This window comes from Pseudomonas sp. McL0111 (genome assembly GCF_052567255.1).
Window position 1 is genome coordinate 6,385,854 of the sequence record NZ_CP199585.1, and the last position, 16,647, is coordinate 6,402,500.

General features: G+C 56.2%; 13 protein-coding genes and 2 rRNA genes (1 of these 15 cut by a window edge). 3 read left to right on the forward strand and 12 right to left on the reverse strand.

Annotated features, from left to right (window positions below):
• Positions 1-36 precede the first annotated feature (36 nt).
• The 3 genes from ACTWLJ_RS28780 to ACTWLJ_RS28790 all read right to left on the reverse strand — a co-directional run bounded on the left by ACTWLJ_RS28780 (position 37) and on the right by ACTWLJ_RS28790 (position 3,272).
• Positions 37-330 (reverse strand): YcgL domain-containing protein, encoded by a 294-nt coding sequence (locus ACTWLJ_RS28780; RefSeq protein WP_401214648.1) that lies wholly within the window; start codon positions 328-330, stop codon positions 37-39.
• The gene (gene rnd / locus ACTWLJ_RS28785; RefSeq protein WP_445179405.1) at positions 327-1,460 is read right to left on the reverse strand and encodes a ribonuclease D; all 1,134 of its coding nucleotides are present in this window, start codon (positions 1,458-1,460) and stop codon (positions 327-329) included. Before rnd ends, ACTWLJ_RS28780 begins: the two co-directional genes overlap by 4 nt.
• Before the next feature lie 162 nt (positions 1,461-1,622).
• The gene (locus ACTWLJ_RS28790) at positions 1,623-3,272 is read right to left on the reverse strand and encodes a phosphoethanolamine transferase (protein WP_445179406.1); all 1,650 of its coding nucleotides are present in this window, start codon (positions 3,270-3,272) and stop codon (positions 1,623-1,625) included.
• A 375-nt stretch (positions 3,273-3,647) separates the two neighbouring features.
• Here ACTWLJ_RS28790 and ACTWLJ_RS28795 point away from each other — a divergent pair, with 375 nt between their 5' ends.
• Positions 3,648-4,832: a cyanate transporter gene (locus tag ACTWLJ_RS28795; protein ID WP_445179407.1), complete on the forward strand. Its 1,185-nt coding sequence runs from the start codon at positions 3,648-3,650 to the stop codon at positions 4,830-4,832.
• Positions 4,833-5,032: 200 nt separating this feature from the next.
• A complete protein-coding gene (locus ACTWLJ_RS28800) occupies positions 5,033-5,968 on the forward strand; it encodes a LysR substrate-binding domain-containing protein (protein WP_445179408.1) in 936 nt (311 codons plus the stop codon).
• Positions 5,969-5,971: 3 nt separating this feature from the next.
• Here ACTWLJ_RS28800 and ACTWLJ_RS28805 read toward each other — a convergent pair whose 3' ends face one another.
• The 7 genes from ACTWLJ_RS28805 to ACTWLJ_RS28835 form a co-directional block, all read right to left on the reverse strand.
• Entirely contained in the window at positions 5,972-6,337 is a 366-nt protein-coding gene (locus tag ACTWLJ_RS28805) for a 5-carboxymethyl-2-hydroxymuconate Delta-isomerase (RefSeq protein WP_401214662.1), read from the reverse strand.
• A 54-nt stretch (positions 6,338-6,391) separates the two neighbouring features.
• On the reverse strand, positions 6,392-7,600 hold the full coding sequence (locus ACTWLJ_RS28810) for a low temperature requirement protein A (RefSeq protein WP_445179409.1): 1,209 nt from the start codon (positions 7,598-7,600) through the stop codon (positions 6,392-6,394).
• 95 nt (positions 7,601-7,695) lie between these two features.
• Positions 7,696-8,616 (reverse strand): LysR substrate-binding domain-containing protein, encoded by a 921-nt coding sequence (locus ACTWLJ_RS28815; RefSeq protein ID WP_445179410.1) that lies wholly within the window; start codon positions 8,614-8,616, stop codon positions 7,696-7,698.
• Positions 8,617-8,717: 101 nt separating this feature from the next.
• Positions 8,718-10,823: a DUF6311 domain-containing protein gene (locus tag ACTWLJ_RS28820; protein ID WP_445179411.1), complete on the reverse strand. Its 2,106-nt coding sequence runs from the start codon at positions 10,821-10,823 to the stop codon at positions 8,718-8,720.
• The gene (locus ACTWLJ_RS28825) at positions 10,820-11,206 is read right to left on the reverse strand and encodes a GtrA family protein (protein ID WP_445179412.1); all 387 of its coding nucleotides are present in this window, start codon (positions 11,204-11,206) and stop codon (positions 10,820-10,822) included. Before ACTWLJ_RS28825 ends, ACTWLJ_RS28820 begins: the two co-directional genes overlap by 4 nt.
• Complete coding sequence (locus tag ACTWLJ_RS28830; protein WP_445179413.1) at positions 11,203-11,913, reverse strand: class I SAM-dependent methyltransferase; 711 nt, start codon at positions 11,911-11,913, stop codon at positions 11,203-11,205. Before ACTWLJ_RS28830 ends, ACTWLJ_RS28825 begins: the two co-directional genes overlap by 4 nt.
• Before the next feature lie 3 nt (positions 11,914-11,916).
• Positions 11,917-12,882, reverse strand: coding sequence for a glycosyltransferase family 2 protein (locus ACTWLJ_RS28835; protein WP_445179414.1), 966 nt, complete (start codon positions 12,880-12,882; stop codon positions 11,917-11,919).
• A gap of 277 nt (positions 12,883-13,159) precedes the next feature.
• On the opposite strand from ACTWLJ_RS28835, the gene ACTWLJ_RS28840 reads away from it, so the two are divergent.
• Positions 13,160-13,351: a YegP family protein gene (locus ACTWLJ_RS28840; RefSeq protein WP_445179415.1), complete on the forward strand. Its 192-nt coding sequence runs from the start codon at positions 13,160-13,162 to the stop codon at positions 13,349-13,351.
• 221 nt (positions 13,352-13,572) lie between these two features.
• On the opposite strand, the gene rrf is transcribed toward ACTWLJ_RS28840, so the two are convergent.
• Together rrf and ACTWLJ_RS28850 are read right to left on the reverse strand one after the other, a co-directional pair.
• A 5S ribosomal RNA gene (rrf, locus tag ACTWLJ_RS28845) occupies positions 13,573-13,688 on the reverse strand.
• A 150-nt stretch (positions 13,689-13,838) separates the two neighbouring features.
• Positions 13,839-16,647, reverse strand: a 23S ribosomal RNA gene (locus tag ACTWLJ_RS28850); it runs 85 nt beyond the window's last position.

Sequence of the window (16,647 nt, forward strand, 5' to 3'; positions counted from 1 at the left end):
CAGGGTGACAAAAGGCCCAGAACAGGGCCTCGTGGATCAGACCGGGTCGTTGCGTCGCAGCAACTCTTCGGGCAAGTGTTCGATGTACTCGTCCTCGGCCGGCGGCATTTGCAGGTGATAGCCCTGCTTGTCGAGGTTCTCCAGGACAACGACGATGTCTTCGCTGGCCAGTTTGCGCTCGGGAGTCAGCACCAGACTGAAGGTGAATATGGCTTTGCCGAAAGCCGCCATCAACCCCTCGGGCACGCGTTCCAATTCATCGCTTTTAAGCACATAGAGGTACATGCCTTTGCGTTTCGAGCTTTGGTAAATGGAGCAAATACGTTTCAAGGCTGTTCTCCGGCGGTGGCCAGGCTGTCGAGCAGCATCTGGCCCATCAACTCGCGGCGCCAGCCACGCAGCGATTCAGGCAATTGGTAAGGACCCTCGGGATAGCCGCTTTTGACCAGCGCTTCGAGGGTTTTCTTGCGTAGCATCAGTTCCGGCGCGACGTCCAGACGTTCGGCTTCGGCCTGGCCGAGTGCGCGCAGCTGTTTGATCAGCGTGGCCGCTTCAACCGGCAATGGCTCTGCCACGGCTGGCGGCCATTGATCAGGCCCCACACTGCCAGAGCGCTTGATCAGATCAAGCAGAAACTCGCCGTCCTGACGCACGGTACGCGGGTGCATGTCTTCGATCTTCGCCAACGCACCAAGGTTGTCCGGTTGCGTGCGGGCCAGCGGCCACAGCGAATGCTCACGCACAATGCGATTGCGCGGCAGGTCACGGGCGCGGGCTTCACGCTCACGCCAGGCGCACAGTTCACGCAGCACAGCGAGTTGCGCACGGGACAGTTTCCACGCCAGCTTGGCCTCGCGGTACACCTCGTACGGGTCGGTTTCGCGGCGCAGGTTGGCAACCAGTTCGGCGCCATCCTCCAGTACCCAGTTGAATTTGTCGTCAGACAGTTTCGGTCGCAGTTGTACGAAAACCTCCGCCAGATGCACGGCATCTTCGGCGGCATAGCTGATTTGCGTATCGGACAACGGGCGCTGCAACCAGTCGGAGCGGGTTTCGCCCTTCGGCAGTTCGATGCCGAGCACTGCCTGCACCAGCCGCGAGTAGCCCATCGAGAAACCGAGGTTCAGATAAGCCGCGCCCAGTTGGGTGTCGAACATCGGCGCCGGCAGACTGCCGGTCAGGCGCAGCAGGACTTCGAGGTCTTCGCTGCACGCGTGCAGGACTTTCAGCACCGCCGGGTTTTCCAGCAATGCCGCCAGCGGTTGCCAGGCGTTGATGGTCAGAGGGTCGATCAGGTAGGCGCGCTTGCCGTCACCGACCTGCAACAGACCGGCAATCGGGTAGAAGGTGTCGACCCGCATGAATTCGGTGTCGAGGGCAACGAAAGGCAGCTGCTGCCACTCGGCGCAAAACTGCGCGAGGCTATCGTTGTCGCGAATCCAGTGAATATCGATGGCCACACGGCTCTCCCTTGAAGAATGGCGCGCAGTATATATCGCCACTGGCGATTTACGCGCCTGCGAAGGGCAAGAGCTGTAACGAAATGTCCTGCCAAACAGCAAGAATAGTCTGACAGCGGAAATAGACAGGCCCGTCGTGTCAGCACGACAGGCGCGGGCCACTCACTTCCTGGCCAGGACCCCATCGATCACCGCACCGCGGCAACCGGCAAACATGTCCAGATCCGGCTGATAGACCTTGCTTTGTACTTCCAGCAAACCAAGCATCGAGTGGAACAGGTTGTCCTGGCTCAACGGCTTGTCGCGGCTCAGTTGCAGGCAATGGGTATCGACCGAATAGGCCTTTTGATAGTTATCGGAGAACCACGCCAGCATCGCTACATGCTTTTGTTGTTCCGGCGCCAGCATGTAAGGCGTGCCATGCAGGAACAGGTTGTACTCGCCCAATGATTCGCCGTGATCGGACAAATACAACATGGCGGTATCGACTTTGTCCTGATTGCTGCGCAGCAGATCGATCAGGCTCGATAACACATGGTCGGCATACACTAACGTGTTGTCGTAACCGTTGACGATACTTTCCCGGCTGCAATTGTTCAGCGCATTGCTCTCGCACACCGGAGTGAAGTGCTCGTACTCCTTCGGATAACGTTTGAAGTAGTCCGGCCCGTGACTGCCCATCGGGTGCAGTACCAGCACGGTGTCCTTGTCCAGGTGATCGATAAAGCTCTGCAAGCCTTGCAGGAGGATTTCGTCGCGGCATTCGCTGTTGGCGCACAGGGTCGGGTCTTTCAGGTTGCTGACATCTTGCAGCGTGACCCGGTCGCAGGTGCCTTTGCAGCCGGACTGGTTGTCGCGCCAGATCACATCGAGACCGGCACGCTTGAGCACGTCCAGCAGCCCCTCTTCGTTCCTGGCCTTGCTGGCGTCGTAATTCTTGCGGCCCATGCCGGAGAACATGCATGGCACCGACACGGCGGTTTCAGTGCCGCAGGAATGCACATCGGTAAACGCGATCAGCCCCGCTTCCTTGCTCAGTTTCGGCGTGGTGTCGCGGTCGTATCCAAGGATGCCGAAGTTCTCGGCGCGGGCACTTTCGCCCACCACCAGCACGGTCAGGGATTTGCGCGGCTGGTTTTGCACCGACGGATTGCGTTGAGCATCTTCACCGATCTTGACGAATGGCTGGCGGGCGGAAACCACTTGCTCATGGAAATAACCGACAGAGGCGCCAATGTAATTGCTCGGCACCAGCATCAAGCGCAATTCATGGTGATTGCGAAACAACGAGGACAAGCCTTGGTAATTGACCATTGCCACGCCACCGATAACGGCAACCGACGCCACAGTGACCAATGACTTACTTAACAACTCACGATGCCAGCGACGATAGTTGATCGGTGTTTTCCACAATAGCCAAGACGGCAGAACACCCAGCAACACAATATAAACAAGTAACTTCAGCGACAGCAGATCACGCACTTCTGTCACATTGGTTTCGGCGAAGTTGCGCAACATGCCTGCATCAATCAACGCGCCATATTGACTCATGAAATAAGCCACACCGGCGCTGATCAGAAACATCAGTGTCAACAGCGGTTTCAGCAGCGGGCGGAAGGCCAGCAGCGTCAGCACAATGTTGAAGGCGGCGAAGATCATCACCCCGAAAGCCACACGCATGGCGATGCCTGCGCCGTCCCCAGCAGTGATCTCGAAAAGGTGTTGCCAGAGAACGAAATTGAAGCCGAATAAAAGAAAGGCACTGGCGATCAACGTCACCCATTCCGGGCGCACGGCTTTTAACTTCAACATGGTGTAAGGCTATTCCTGAAAAGAAACGCCCTGAGCAACCGGAAAGATCCAATTGTGAAAATTTCATTGTTCAGGACGACGGAAACTTTAAGCAGGCAACCATCAATTTTTTGTGAAAAATAAGATAACGATTAGTTGGACCGGTAAATCTATCCGAAAGAGTGTGAATCCCTTCCTTTGTAGGAGTGAGCCTGCTCGCGATGACGCCTTCAGCTTCAACATTATTGTTGACTGAAAGACCGCTATCGCGAGCAGGCTCACTCCTACAGGGGACCAGGGTGATATTTGGTTTTTAAATACTGCTTAGGATTTTCTGATTTGCCCACCTACGCGGGCGCGCGCCTAATCGGCAGCCTTTCGCTCAAAGGTCTGACGATGCAAAACCCTCGCGCTACCGCCCGCCCCGCCGTCTGGCTGATGCTCGGCATCATTCTCGTTGCGCTTAACTTGCGCCCGTCGATGGCTGCCATCGGACCGTTACTGTCGGCCATTCGTGGCGACATTCCGCTGAGCTTCAGCCTCGCTTCACTGCTGACCATGCTTCCGGTCATGGCGATGGGGCTGGCGATGTTTTTTGGTATCGGGATCAGCCAGCGTTTGGGCGAGCAGCGCACGGTGGTGCTGTCGTTGCTGATTATTGGCTTGGCGACGTTATCGAGGCTGTTTCTCGACTCAGCGGCCGAGCTGATTTTCAGCGCCATTCTCGCCGGTGTCGGCATTGCGTTGATTCAGGCGTTGATGCCGGTGCTGATCAAGTCGCGATTTCCCAACCACGTGGCGCTGTGCATGGGTCTATATGTCACGTCGATCATGGCCGGTGCAGCCATTGCCGCATCGTTTGCGCCGCTGGTGATGGTCAGCACCGGGAGTTGGCGTATAGGCCTGGCGATCTGGGCTGCGCTGGCACTTATTGCGCTGCTGCTTTGGTGGTCACAGCCATCGACTGCACCCGTCATTGCGAATACGCCGGTAAAGAAAGAATCCTTCTTCAACAATTCCCGCGCCTGGTTACTCGCGATCTTCTTCGGTCTGGGCACGGCGTCTTACACCTGTGTGCTCGCCTGGCTGGCACCGTATTACGTTGAACAGGGCTGGAGCGAACAACATGCCGGGCTGCTGTTGGGTTTTCTGACTGCGATGGAGGTGATTTCCGGTCTGGTGACGCCAGCCATCGCCAATCGCAGCCGCGACCGGCGCAAAGTGCTGATGGTCTTGCTCGGCCTAATCATTGCCGGCTTCTGCGGCCTGATCCTCAGTCCGCAACACCTCAGCTTGCTCTGGCCATGCTTACTAGGGCTGGGGATTGGCGGATTGTTCCCGATGAGCCTGATCGTCTCTCTCGATCATCTGGACAATCCACAGCGTGCCGGCGGCCTGACTGCTTTCGTGCAAGGCATCGGCTACTTGATCGCAGGACTTTCGCCGCTGCTGGCCGGGGTTATCCGCGATCGATTGGGCAGCTTCGAATGGGCCTGGTGGTCGCTGACGGCGGTGATGGTCGTGATGTTGTTGATGGTCCTGCGCTTTGATCCTCGGAACTATGCCCGACACATCAATTGAACCTTAATGACGCTGGCGGGCTAAAGGCTTCTGGCCATCTTTTGTCGGTTTATTTGTCGGCGTCGTGTTGCTAAAACTTTCTGTCCCACAACTGACATTGAAATGTCCTACAGGGCTTTGTCCTGGCACCATCGTTCCGTTAGGATCGTTCGCACACGTTTGCGCGGATTCAGCGCAAGGAGCACAGCGAGACGGAACGGATGCTGAACAGTAACTTGCTTAGAAAGCTCGACATGCAGGATCTCATGGTGTTTATCGCCGTGTATGAGCAAAGCAGCGTCACCGATGTATCGGAGGCACTGTTCGTCAGCCAGTCCACCGTCAGTTACTGCCTGAAAAAACTGCGCACCAGTTTTGAAGACGAGTTGTTCATCAACACCCGCACCGGCATGCGTCCGACCTACAAGGCCAGCAGCATGTATGGCCACGTGCAGAAGATTCTCGAAAGCATCAACCTGTGCCACGCCGGTGCCCCGACCTTCGACCCGACCCAGCAACCGGTAACGTTCAACATCTGCGCCCCGGAATACTTCGAGCAACTGGTGCTGCCACGTCTGTTGAAGCGTTTCGACTTCGATGATTTGCCGGTAATGGTCAACATGCACAAATTCGAAACCGACGTCCCGGCAGAAGAACTGCGCGACGGCAGCCTCGATCTGGTGATCTGTTTCGGCCCCAACTTCCACCGTAATCACACGGATCTGAAATCACGCATGCTGCTGGAGGACGATCTGGTCTGCGTCTTCGACAAACGCGCCACACCGCTGGAACCACGTCTGAGCCTGCAAGCCTTCACCGAACGGCGGCATGTGTTTCCGACGCCCTGGACGTCCACCACCAACATGGTCGATGGCTGGCTCGCCCGGCAAGCACAGAAACGCCAGATCGTCGCCCGCTCCAACAGCTACAGCGCGGCGCTGAAGATGATCACCGGCACCGATTTCATTCTTACCTTGCCGCGGCGTATCCAGCGCCTGCTGACCAAGGAAGCCGTGTTCAATCACTGTGAGGCGCCGAACGGCTTGCCGGGGTTCACCCTCGACATGCAATGGAGCCAGAACGCCGATCAGGACAGCGCCAACGTCTGGCTGCGCGAACAAGTGATCAAGGCTTGCGGTGAGCTGGAAGCGGCCTGAGTCTTACACGCTGATGGCAGTTTTGGTGTAGGACTCGCGGTCGATGTCGAGCAGTTCGACACACAACTGCACATCGATATCGGCCGGCCATTCGCACAGGTCTTGCACGACCGCCAACAGGCTTTCCGAGAGTTGCTTCTTGATCTGCGGCGAGCGCCCGCTGAGCAGTGCGAGTTTCACATGCACAAAAGCGCGTTCGCCCATGGCCGTACCGACCTTGAAGGTTTCAATCTTCACCGCGCGGCTCTTGATATCGTATTCCGCGGCGAACTGACCGGAAGCCACCAGTGTGTTGTTGAGCCGGATCAGCGCCACGTCGGCATTAAGTTGCGGCAGGTTGGCGGTGTATTCCATGTGCAGGTGTGGCATGAGCGGGACTCCCGAAGTTCGGTGCAAAGGTCGTACATCTTACACAGCGCCGCCCTACTCTCCTGCGGCTTTTTCCGATGCCATCGGCAGTGAAGTCTGACGCAGCGCCAGGGTTTCCCACAGTGCAACCAGCAGCACAATCGTCGTGGTCAGCGCGCCCAATAGCAGCGCCGAGAACCCGTGTTTCAATGCCAACGGCAACAGCAGCGTCAGCAAACCGATGCCAACCAGATGAGACAAGGGTGGCCATGCCCGGTCGGACATCACCCATTTGAACAGCGCATTGCCCAGCAGAAATATCCAAGGGCCGCCGATGATCACAATGATCCCGGCGTCGCTGGCGTGATCCGGGTGTGTCAGGACCAATTCATCGGCGACGGCGCTGACAATCACCCCGGCAACAATCAGCACGTGCAAATAGGTGTAGGCGATTCGCGCCTGGCGGCCAGGATCTGTGGAATGAGCGATGCGGTGGTGCGCCCGTTCGGCACCGCTGTCGAAATACACCCACCACATACCGATGCTGCCGAGTACCGACACCAGAAATGCCAAAAGCGCGCTGGAGCTCAGCGTCAGTTCAGCGAACGTCGCCCCGGTCACCAGCAGCGACTCACCCAAGGCAATGATCACGAATAGCCCGCAACGCTCGGCCATGTGATTGCCCTCGACGTTCCAGTCGCTCAGGGTCGAGCGCCCGAGGCCCGGTACCCAGAAATATACGGACGGGGAAATCAGTTCGATCAACAGCGCCAGTACCCAATACAGCAAACGTTGCTCACCCTCGACCAACGCCCCGCCGATCCAGAACACTGCGGACAGCATCAACCAGACGAGAATGCGCTGGAAGTTTCGAGTCATGCCCAAGGGTTCGCGGCGCACTGCCCAGATTGCGAACAGCGTGCGGCCAACCTGCATGAACACGAATGCCGAGGCGAACATCAACCCGCGCTCAGTGAATGCTTCGGGAATCGATGACGACAGCAGCAGGCCGGCAATCATCAGCCCGAACAGCCCCAGGCGCACCGGCAGTGTTTCCGGGTCAAGCCAGTTGGTGATCCACGAGGTGAAGATCCACACCCACCACACCGCGATCATCAACAGCGCGACCTGCACCGCGCCGAGAATCGATAGATTCGCGAGCAAGGTGTGCGACAACTGGGTCACGGCGAACACGAAGACCAGATCGAAAAACAGCTCGACCATGCCGACCTTGCCGCTGTCGTGACTGCCGCGCCCACGCAGCAACGAACGGGAAATGCTCATGGGAGGGCCTCAGACGGGGTTATAGCTATTGAGCAAAGCAGGCAGACATCATCCCGGCAAGTTGAGCCCAGTTCCCTGTGTGTTATGTGGTGCTTTTATGGGGAGGTGGGAGGTCGTTCGCTCATGAATGCCTCAAGTCGCGAACGTAACCAGCGCTCCGCAGGGTCGCTGTCGACATGACTGAGCCAGACCATCGACAAGTCCAGGGTCGGAGTCTTGAACGGGAACGGTTCCTTGAACAACAGCCCGGACGCCGCCATCGCCTCGGCGGTGTAATCCGGCAGGCTGGCGATCATGTCGGTACCGGCCAATAACGCCGGCAAAGCGCTGTACTGCGGCACCGACAACACTACATGGCGAGTACGTCCGAGTTCGGCCAGCCACTCATCGGCGAACCCGCTGACGTTGGCCGTGTGCGAAACGAGTACGTGGGGACGCGAGCAATATTCGTCGAGGGTCAGCGGCGTGTCCGAGGCATCGGCGCGCAGGATGCTCGGCTGAATGTGCCGCAGCAATTTACGTTTGGCATTGGCTGGCAGGCCACGGGTCTGGCTGATGCCGACGGTGATGTCGCCGGAGGCCAACAGATCGGGAATTCGCCAGTAATCGACATGCTGCACCACAAACACTACGCTCGGCGCTTCCTGACGCAGGGCGCGTAACAGCGGCGGCAACAGGCCGAACTCGACATCATCGGACAGGCCGATGCGAAAGCTCATGGTGCTGACGGCAGGATCGAAATCGCGGGTCAGGCTCAACGCTACCGACAACGAATCCAGTGCCGGCGATAGATGCCGAAAAATATCTTCGGCGCGGGCGGTCGGTTCCATACGATGGCCGACGCGGATAAACAACGGATCGTTGAGCATCGTGCGCAAGCGATTGAGCGCCGAGCTGATGGTCGGCTGGCCGAGAAACAGCTTCTCGGCCGCCCGGGTCACGTTGCGTTCGAGCATCAAGGTTTCGAATACAACCATGAGGTTGATGTCGGCCTTGCGAAGTTCATTGCGATTCATCCATTGCTCCCCGATCCCCAGACTGGGGGGCAGTGTAGAAAGGCCTGCGAACAACGTCTATGGGCCTTTCTACAGACTTAGGCCGTAGACGCCGTGTTTGTTCAGTTAACCGTCAGCGCCTGTAAACCCATCGCCAGTTTGCGCGAGTCATTGCTCATGCCGAGTTCTCCCGGGCTGATCGCATTGGCGTACTTGAATTGAATACGCATTACGCCCTGACGCTCAACCAACTGCTGCACATCGGCAGGCAATTCGATATTGATTCTGTTTTGTTCAGGCTTGACCAGTCGGGTGGACAGTACGCGCACGTCGTTGACAAAAATCTCCAGCGACTGCTCGGTGTGATTAGGCGCAAGCAATGCTGTGGTTTCCAGCAACAATGACCGTACCCGTGAATTTGGTCGTAGAACGATTTGTGACTCGGCCCCCTCCGACCAGGTACCCCAAGGTTCGTTGAGCGACCATCCCTTCCCCAGGTATGCCGCTGCTGGACTGGCTACGTTGAACACCACTCTTTCGCCCTGCTTGAGTTCCGGGATCAATTTCAACGGATCGGAAGCCTCGAGTGGCGGACAGTCCTTGCAGTGTTTCCAGCCCGGAGCCAACACATTAAAACCGTCGATGCGGGTGAGCACATCGCTATCGCGGTGCAAGGACAGAGCGGCCTGGAGTAACGCACGGTCATCGAGCACATACAAAGTGTCAGGCGCGTAATTCCCTGACGCAACCGCGCTGTCGGCTTTGGCCTGCGCCGCATCGACCGCTACTGTACTCACCCGGCCAAGGTAGATGGCATCTGTCCCCAGACGATAAGTGCTCGCATAGTCCGCCAGTGTCATCCAGCGCGGCGAGTAATTCTGTGGGCGAATCCAGCGCACGTTTTGATAATGCTTCGCTGCCTGCTGCCAGAATGGATCTACCAGCGGTGTGTTCCACTTCGGCGCGGGTGAGGTCATGAAAAAACCACGCGATACCGCCCAGCCGGCACGTGTATCCGCCACCTGGATCACCAGAGCGATACTTAACAACAACAACGCCATGCGCGACGGATAACCTCGAATCACGGCATACACGATGACGAACATGGCCATGTACATGGCTGGCCAGATCATCCGACCCGAGCCACGAAATACTGTTGCCACAGCCACCACTGCGTCCGGCAAGGGAATCTGCAACTCGAATGCCCCGATACCGATATTGTTCGAGAACGCGAATATCGCCAGGCATAGGAGCGCCAGTAGTAGCATCGGATATCGGCGGACCTTGGTGCGAAGATCCGTTGCCCCTTGCAACAGAAGCAAAAGCGCGCAGATACCCAGGAAAATCCCCCCCAATCCGAGGAATGCGAAACCGTCGCCGTCGCCCAAGACTCCCGGCATATCACGCAAGGTATACGACCAAACGCCCGGATCAATAAAGGTCAGGACGTTGGCCCGATACAAGCCATACCCCATCAAAGCCAGCCCACTATCACCGACACTGAAATAACCTGCTTGCCAACAGCACAGACTGACCAGCAGGAACAGACCGAGGAACTCGCCAAGCGCCCTGCCCGCTGTCAGACGGCGTTGAAGGGCTTTGGCAGCAAGATCAGCTATCCAGATCAGCGCAACCATCGCGAGTAAGTAGGCGTGCACCAGTGCTGTCGCAGCAAGGAGCGCTCCCCAGGCCAGAGTGCGCTTTTGCGTAAAGGGGCGCAGGGACAGATAAAGCGCCGCAAGTATCAGGAAATGCCCGGCCAGAGACAAATGCACGCCCATCCGGACAATCATTGCCGGGACAAACAAAAACAGTCCGGCGCCGAGCAAGCGCAACGCCACAGACTGAGTGGCCAGGCCCATCAGCTTCCAGGCAAACCAGCTCTGCAGGATCATGCATGTCAGCAGCCACAACCCGAGGTACTGGAATGGTTCAGGAAGCAGGGCCGAGAACGGTTTGAAGATCAGCGCGAACAGCGGATTGGAGTCCGAAAAGATCACCGCATTGCCCAACTCCAGTCCATAAGACGGATTGAGCCCCAACGGAAAGGTCCACGGTGAATGCCTGAAAAACGTCCAACCCAGGTAATGCGTGGCTGGGTCACCATCGCCCAGCCAGGCAATATTCATCGGGTTCAGGGCGCGTGGGCCGACCACAATGAAAAATGCAATGATCCCCAACAGTATGGGCAGCAGCACAATTGCACGGCGTGATGCGGAAAGCTTCATCGATACGTCCAGAAGTTGTGCAAGACAAAAGTGAATGCCGGAATCGTCAGCGCTACCGCACCAATCCCCAGCAGATAATGCAATCCGGCCATCTGCGCCGCCCAGGCGACAAACATTGCCAGGAAAAACCCGCACACCGAAACCACCATGAACCGCAGCATGGTTCTGCCATGCAATCGGGCCGAGAAACTCCAGGTGGTATTGATCAGGTAAGACACCACCGTTGCCACGGTAAATGCCACGCCGTTGGCCAAGGGCGGCTGGGGGGCTACAAAATTGATGAACAACACCGCGACCAGCGCGTGCAAAGCGGTGACGAACACACCGGTGACAGCGAAGCGCACACCGCGCTGAATCAACGCGGACTTCTCGGCTGACGTCACGGTTTGCGCGCCAAAACAAAAACACTCAACCCGGCCAGACGGTTCATACCCATCAACGGCAGCTCGAGTCTGCAAAGGCCTTTGAGGATTGAATTGACCAACGGGTGATGACGCTTGAGTTGCGATTGCGGTGCCTGAGCTTGCGAGCCTTGGGGCAGCAAACGCAACGCTGCTGCAATCGGAAACACAGCACCGAAATAATACGCACCGCGCTCGACCGTCAAACCGGCGCCATGGGCCAGAGTTTCAAATTGTGCCAGGGTGTAGCGGCGCTTGTGTTCGAGGAAGTCATCGTGACCACTCCAGAGGAACTGGAACGCGGGAACGGTCATCAGGAAACGACTGCCGGACGGCACTTTGTCGACGTAACTCTTGAGCAAACCCAAGTCGTCGTCAACGTGCTCCAACACATCCATGAGCAGCACCAGATCGGCATCGACGCTTTCAATCCCGCGAAGGTAATGCACCGGTTTGCCGGCAGTGGTTGCGCTTGAATCGGCCGGATAGCTGATATCGACGCACCACGCCTCACGCGCATCGGAGTGGGTCAACAGATGATGGGAAAAAAAGCCGGAACCTGCACCCACGTCGAGAATTCGCTTGATCGGCGCATTGCCCAACAACCGGCGAGTTGCCGCTGCTTTTGAGCAGTAATACCAATGCTCGCCGATGCTGTCACCGAGGATGTCGGTTTCCTTGAGGTCCATGCTTCAGTCCTTGGGGTCGTAGACGCGCCGCACGAGAAAAACCGGCCGACGCTTGGATTCGATATAAGTGCGGCCCAGGTACTCGCCGAGCACGCCGATGCCGATCAACTGCAGGCCGCCGAGAAAGGTCACCGCGACCATCAACGAGGCGTAACCGGGCATGTCGACCCCGTGAATCAGAGTGCGCAGCACGATAAAAATGGCAAACGCGAAGGACACCAACGACACCATCGCCCCCAAGTACGTCCATATGCGCAACGGCTCGGTGCTGAAACTGGTGATGCCTTCCAGCGCGAAGTTCCACAACCGCCAGCCGTTGAACTTGCTTTGCCCGGCGATTCGCTCTGGGCGCTCGTAATCCACATGAGTAGTACGAAAACCTACCCAGGCGAACAGGCCTTTCATGAAACGGCGGGATTCGGGCAAAGTCAGAAGGGCATCAACCACGCAGCGATCCATCAGGCGGAAGTCACCAACGTTTTCCGGTAATGGCTGCTCGGCGATTTTGTTGTGCAGCCGGTAGAACCAATGGGCCGAGGTCTGTTTGGCCCAAGTGTCGCTACGGCGGCTGATGCGATGACCCAGCACCACTTCATAGCCCTCTCGCCATCGTTCGATCATCTGCAGGATGACTTCGGGCGGGTCCTGAAGGTCTGCGTCAATTGGAACCACTACCTGGCCAGTGGCGCTGTGCAAACCGGCGGACAGCGCCGCCTCTTTGCCGAAGTTTCGGCTGAGGTCGACGATGCGCAGGCGCGAATCGCGCTGCTGGTGTTCAAGCAGGCGCGCAAGCGTCGCGTCAGTGCTGCCATCGTTGACGAACACTAACTCAAGGTTGATCAACGCTTGCAGCTGAAAGACTTCATCGATGCGCAGGAGAAACTTGTCGAGGCTGTCTTCCTCGTTAAAAACGGGAACAACCAGCGATACCGTCACCTGTCCGGCCTGTTGCATTCCGTGCTCAGTCAAGAGAGTGCTCTTTTTATAGTGATTGTCGGTCGCAGAGAGATTCTCGACGCCATGAGCCGTCACGTATTAAGCAGTAGCGTCGAGAGTGATGCAAGGGTGAAACGGTGACGTTTTGGCCAAACCGAAGGCCGATCCTCACGCTCTAACCCGCACCTTGCAGAAACATCCACCAATGATTGGAAACAAATACCTGGTAGCCAAATAACCCTGCTCCGCTAGGCTTGCGTCGATGCCTCACACAGGCTGTCGCAATAACCCCATCGCATGGAGCGAACCGATGTATTTCGAAATTTACAGGCAATCCAAAGGCACCCCGAACACCGGTAAAGGACAATGGCGCTGGAGACTGCGTGCGGGTAACCACGAGACGATCGCCAGTGGGGAGTCGTATGTGAACAAGACGGATTGCTTGCATGTGATCGAGTTGATCAAAGCCGTACAGGGAGAGACGCCGGTCAAGGAGATATAACTGCGTGCATCAATCTCCGCCCGTGTCTTACTGCATCCAAGGTGCTGATCAGACGCAAGCGAGCGCCCGGGTCCAGGGTTGATGTAGATCCTGCATAAATGAAAAAGCCCCGCAGATGTTTGTCTACGGGGCTTTTTCTTTGTCCGTTTAACGCTGTAAGAACTTTCTCGCAGGCAAAACAAAACCCCAACTGCTTTCGCAATTGGGGTTTCGGAATTTAATCTTGACGATGACCTACTCTCACATGGGGAAACCCCACACTACCATCGGCGATGCATCGTTTCACTACTGAGTTCGGGATGGGATCAGGTGGTTCCAACGCTCTATGGTCGTCAAGAAATTCGGGTACTGACTCGTGACCAGATGGCCTCGCTTCAGCAAATTGGGTATGTGATAGCTTTCGGTGTTTGCAAGAGTCGAACTTTCGGTTCATTTCGTCTTCACACACCGCAATCTGGCCTTTCGACTCAAATTGCTTGGGTGTTATATGGTCAAGCCTCACGGGCAATTAGTATTGGTTAGCTCAACGCCTCACAGCGCTTACACACCCAACCTATCAACGTCGTAGTCTTCGACGGCCCTTCAGGGAACTCAAGGTTCCAGTGAGATCTCATCTTGAGGCAAGTTTCCCGCTTAGATGCTTTCAGCGGTTATCTTTCCCGAACATAGCTACCCGGCAATGCCACTGGCGTGACAACCGGAACACCAGAGGTTCGTCCACTCCGGTCCTCTCGTACTAGGAGCAGCCCCTCTCAAATCTCAAACGTCCACGGCAGATAGGGACCGAACTGTCTCACGACGTTCTAAACCCAGCTCGCGTACCACTTTAAATGGCGAACAGCCATACCCTTGGGACCGGCTTCAGCCCCAGGATGTGATGAGCCGACATCGAGGTGCCAAACACCGCCGTCGATATGAACTCTTGGGCGGTATCAGCCTGTTATCCCCGGAGTACCTTTTATCCGTTGAGCGATGGCCCTTCCATACAGAACCACCGGATCACTAAGACCTACTTTCGTACCTGCTCGACGTGTCTGTCTCGCAGTCAAGCGCGCTTTTGCCTTTATACTCTACGACCGATTTCCGACCGGTCTGAGCGCACCTTCGTACTCCTCCGTTACTCTTTAGGAGGAGACCGCCCCAGTCAAACTACCCACCATACACTGTCCTCGATCCGGATAACGGACCTGAGTTAGAACCTCAAAGTTGCCAGGGTGGTATTTCAAGGTTGGCTCCACGCAGACTGGCGTCCACGCTTCAAAGCCTCCCACCTATCCTACACAAGCAAATTCAAAGTCCAGTGCAAAGCTATAGTAAAGGTTCACGGGGTCTTTCCGTCTAGCCGCGGATACACTGCATCTTCACAGCGATTTCAATTTCACTGAGTCTCGGGTGGAGACAGCGCCGCCATCGTTACGCCATTCGTGCAGGTCGGAACTTACCCGACAAGGAATTTCGCTACCTTAGGACCGTTATAGTTACGGCCGCCGTTTACCGGGGCTTCGATCAAGAGCTTCGCGTTAGCTAACCCCATCAATTAACCTTCCGGCACCGGGCAGGCGTCACACCCTATACGTCCACTTTCGTGTTTGCAGAGTGCTGTGTTTTTAATAAACAGTCGCAGCGGCCTGGTATCTTCGACCGGCATGAGCTTACGGAGCAAGTCCTTCACCCTCACCGGCGCACCTTCTCCCGAAGTTACGGTGCCATTTTGCCTAGTTCCTTCACCCGAGTTCTCTCAAGCGCCTTGGTATTCTCTACCCAACCACCTGTGTCGGTTTGGGGTACGGTTCCTGGTTACCTGAAGCTTAGAAGCTTTTCTTGGAAGCATGGCATCAACCACTTCGTCATCTAAAAGATGACTCGTCATCAGCTCTCGGCCTTAGAATCCCGGATTTACCTAAGATTCCAGCCTACCACCTTAAACTTGGACAACCAACGCCAAGCTGGCCTAGCCTTCTCCGTCCCTCCATCGCAATAACCAGAAGTACAGGAATATTAACCTGTTTTCCATCGACTACGCTTTTCAGCCTCGCCTTAGGGACCGACTAACCCTGCGTCGATTAACGTTGCGCAGGAAACCTTGGTCTTTCGGCGTGGGTGTTTTTCACACCCATTGTCGTTACTCATGTCAGCATTCGCACTTCTGATACCTCCAGCAAGCTTCTCAACTCACCTTCACAGGCTTACAGAACGCTCCTCTACCGCATCATCCTAAGATGATACCCGTAGCTTCGGTGTATGGTTTGAGCCCCGTTACATCTTCCGCGCAGGCCGACTCGACTAGTGAGCTATTACGCTTTCTTTAAAGGGTGGCTGCTTCTAAGCCAACCTCCTAGCTGTCTAAGCCTTCCCACATCGTTTCCCACTTAACCATAACTTTGGGACCTTAGCTGACGGTCTGGGTTGTTTCCCTTTTCACGACGGACGTTAGCACCCGCCGTGTGTCTCCCATGCTCGGCACTTGTAGGTATTCGGAGTTTGCATCGGTTTGGTAAGTCGGGATGACCCCCTAGCCGAAACAGTGCTCTACCCCCTACAGTGATACATGAGGCGCTACCTAAATAGCTTTCGAGGAGAACCAGCTATCTCCGAGCTTGATTAGCCTTTCACTCCGATCCACAGGTCATCCGCTAACTTTTCAACGGTAGTCGGTTCGGTCCTCCAGTTAGTGTTACCCAACCTTCAACCTGCCCATGGATAGATCGCCCGGTTTCGGGTCTATTCCCAGCGACTAGACGCCCTATTAAGACTCGCTTTCGCTACGCCTCCCCTATTCGGTTAAGCTCGCCACTGAAAATAAGTCGCTGACCCATTATACAAAAGGTACGCAGTCACCCAACAAAGTGGGCTCCCACTGCTTGTACGCATACGGTTTCAGGATCTATTTCACTCCCCTCTCCGGGGTTCTTTTCGCCTTTCCCTCACGGTACTAGTTCACTATCGGTCAGTCAGTAGTATTTAGCCTTGGAGGATGGTCCCCCCATATTCAGACAAAGTTTCTCGTGCTCCGTCCTACTCGATTTCATGACTAAGAGATTTTCGCGTACAGGGCTATCACCCACTATGGCCGCACTTTCCAGAGCGTTCCGCTAATCTCAAAGCCACTTAAGGGCTAGTCCCCGTTCGCTCGCCACTACTAAGGGAATCTCGGTTGATTTCTTTTCCTCAGGGTACTTAGATGTTTCAGTTCCCCTGGTTCGCCTCTTGCACCTATGTATTCAGTACAAGATAACCATCTTATGATGGCTGGGTTCCCCCATTCAGACATCTCCGGATCAAAGTCTGTTTGCCGA

Bases quoted from the DNA above. Each gene is read 5' to 3' on its own strand.
- ACTWLJ_RS28840 (WP_445179415.1), top strand. From the start codon at position 13,160: ATGTATTTCGAAATTTACAGGCAATCCAAAGGCACCCCGAACACCGGT.
- ACTWLJ_RS28805 (WP_401214662.1), bottom strand. From the start codon at position 6,337: ATGCCACACCTGCACATGGAATACACCGCCAACCTGCCGCAACTTAAT.
- ACTWLJ_RS28790 (WP_445179406.1), bottom strand. From the start codon at position 3,272: ATGTTGAAGTTAAAAGCCGTGCGCCCGGAATGGGTGACGTTGATCGCC.
- ACTWLJ_RS28815 (WP_445179410.1), bottom strand. From the start codon at position 8,616: ATGAATCGCAATGAACTTCGCAAGGCCGACATCAACCTCATGGTTGTA.
- ACTWLJ_RS28820 (WP_445179411.1), bottom strand. From the start codon at position 10,823: ATGAAGCTTTCCGCATCACGCCGTGCAATTGTGCTGCTGCCCATACTG.
- ACTWLJ_RS28830 (WP_445179413.1), bottom strand. From the start codon at position 11,913: ATGGACCTCAAGGAAACCGACATCCTCGGTGACAGCATCGGCGAGCAT.
- ACTWLJ_RS28800 (WP_445179408.1), top strand. From the start codon at position 5,033: ATGCTGAACAGTAACTTGCTTAGAAAGCTCGACATGCAGGATCTCATG.
- ACTWLJ_RS28795 (WP_445179407.1), top strand. From the start codon at position 3,648: ATGCAAAACCCTCGCGCTACCGCCCGCCCCGCCGTCTGGCTGATGCTC.
- ACTWLJ_RS28810 (WP_445179409.1), bottom strand. From the start codon at position 7,600: ATGAGCATTTCCCGTTCGTTGCTGCGTGGGCGCGGCAGTCACGACAGC.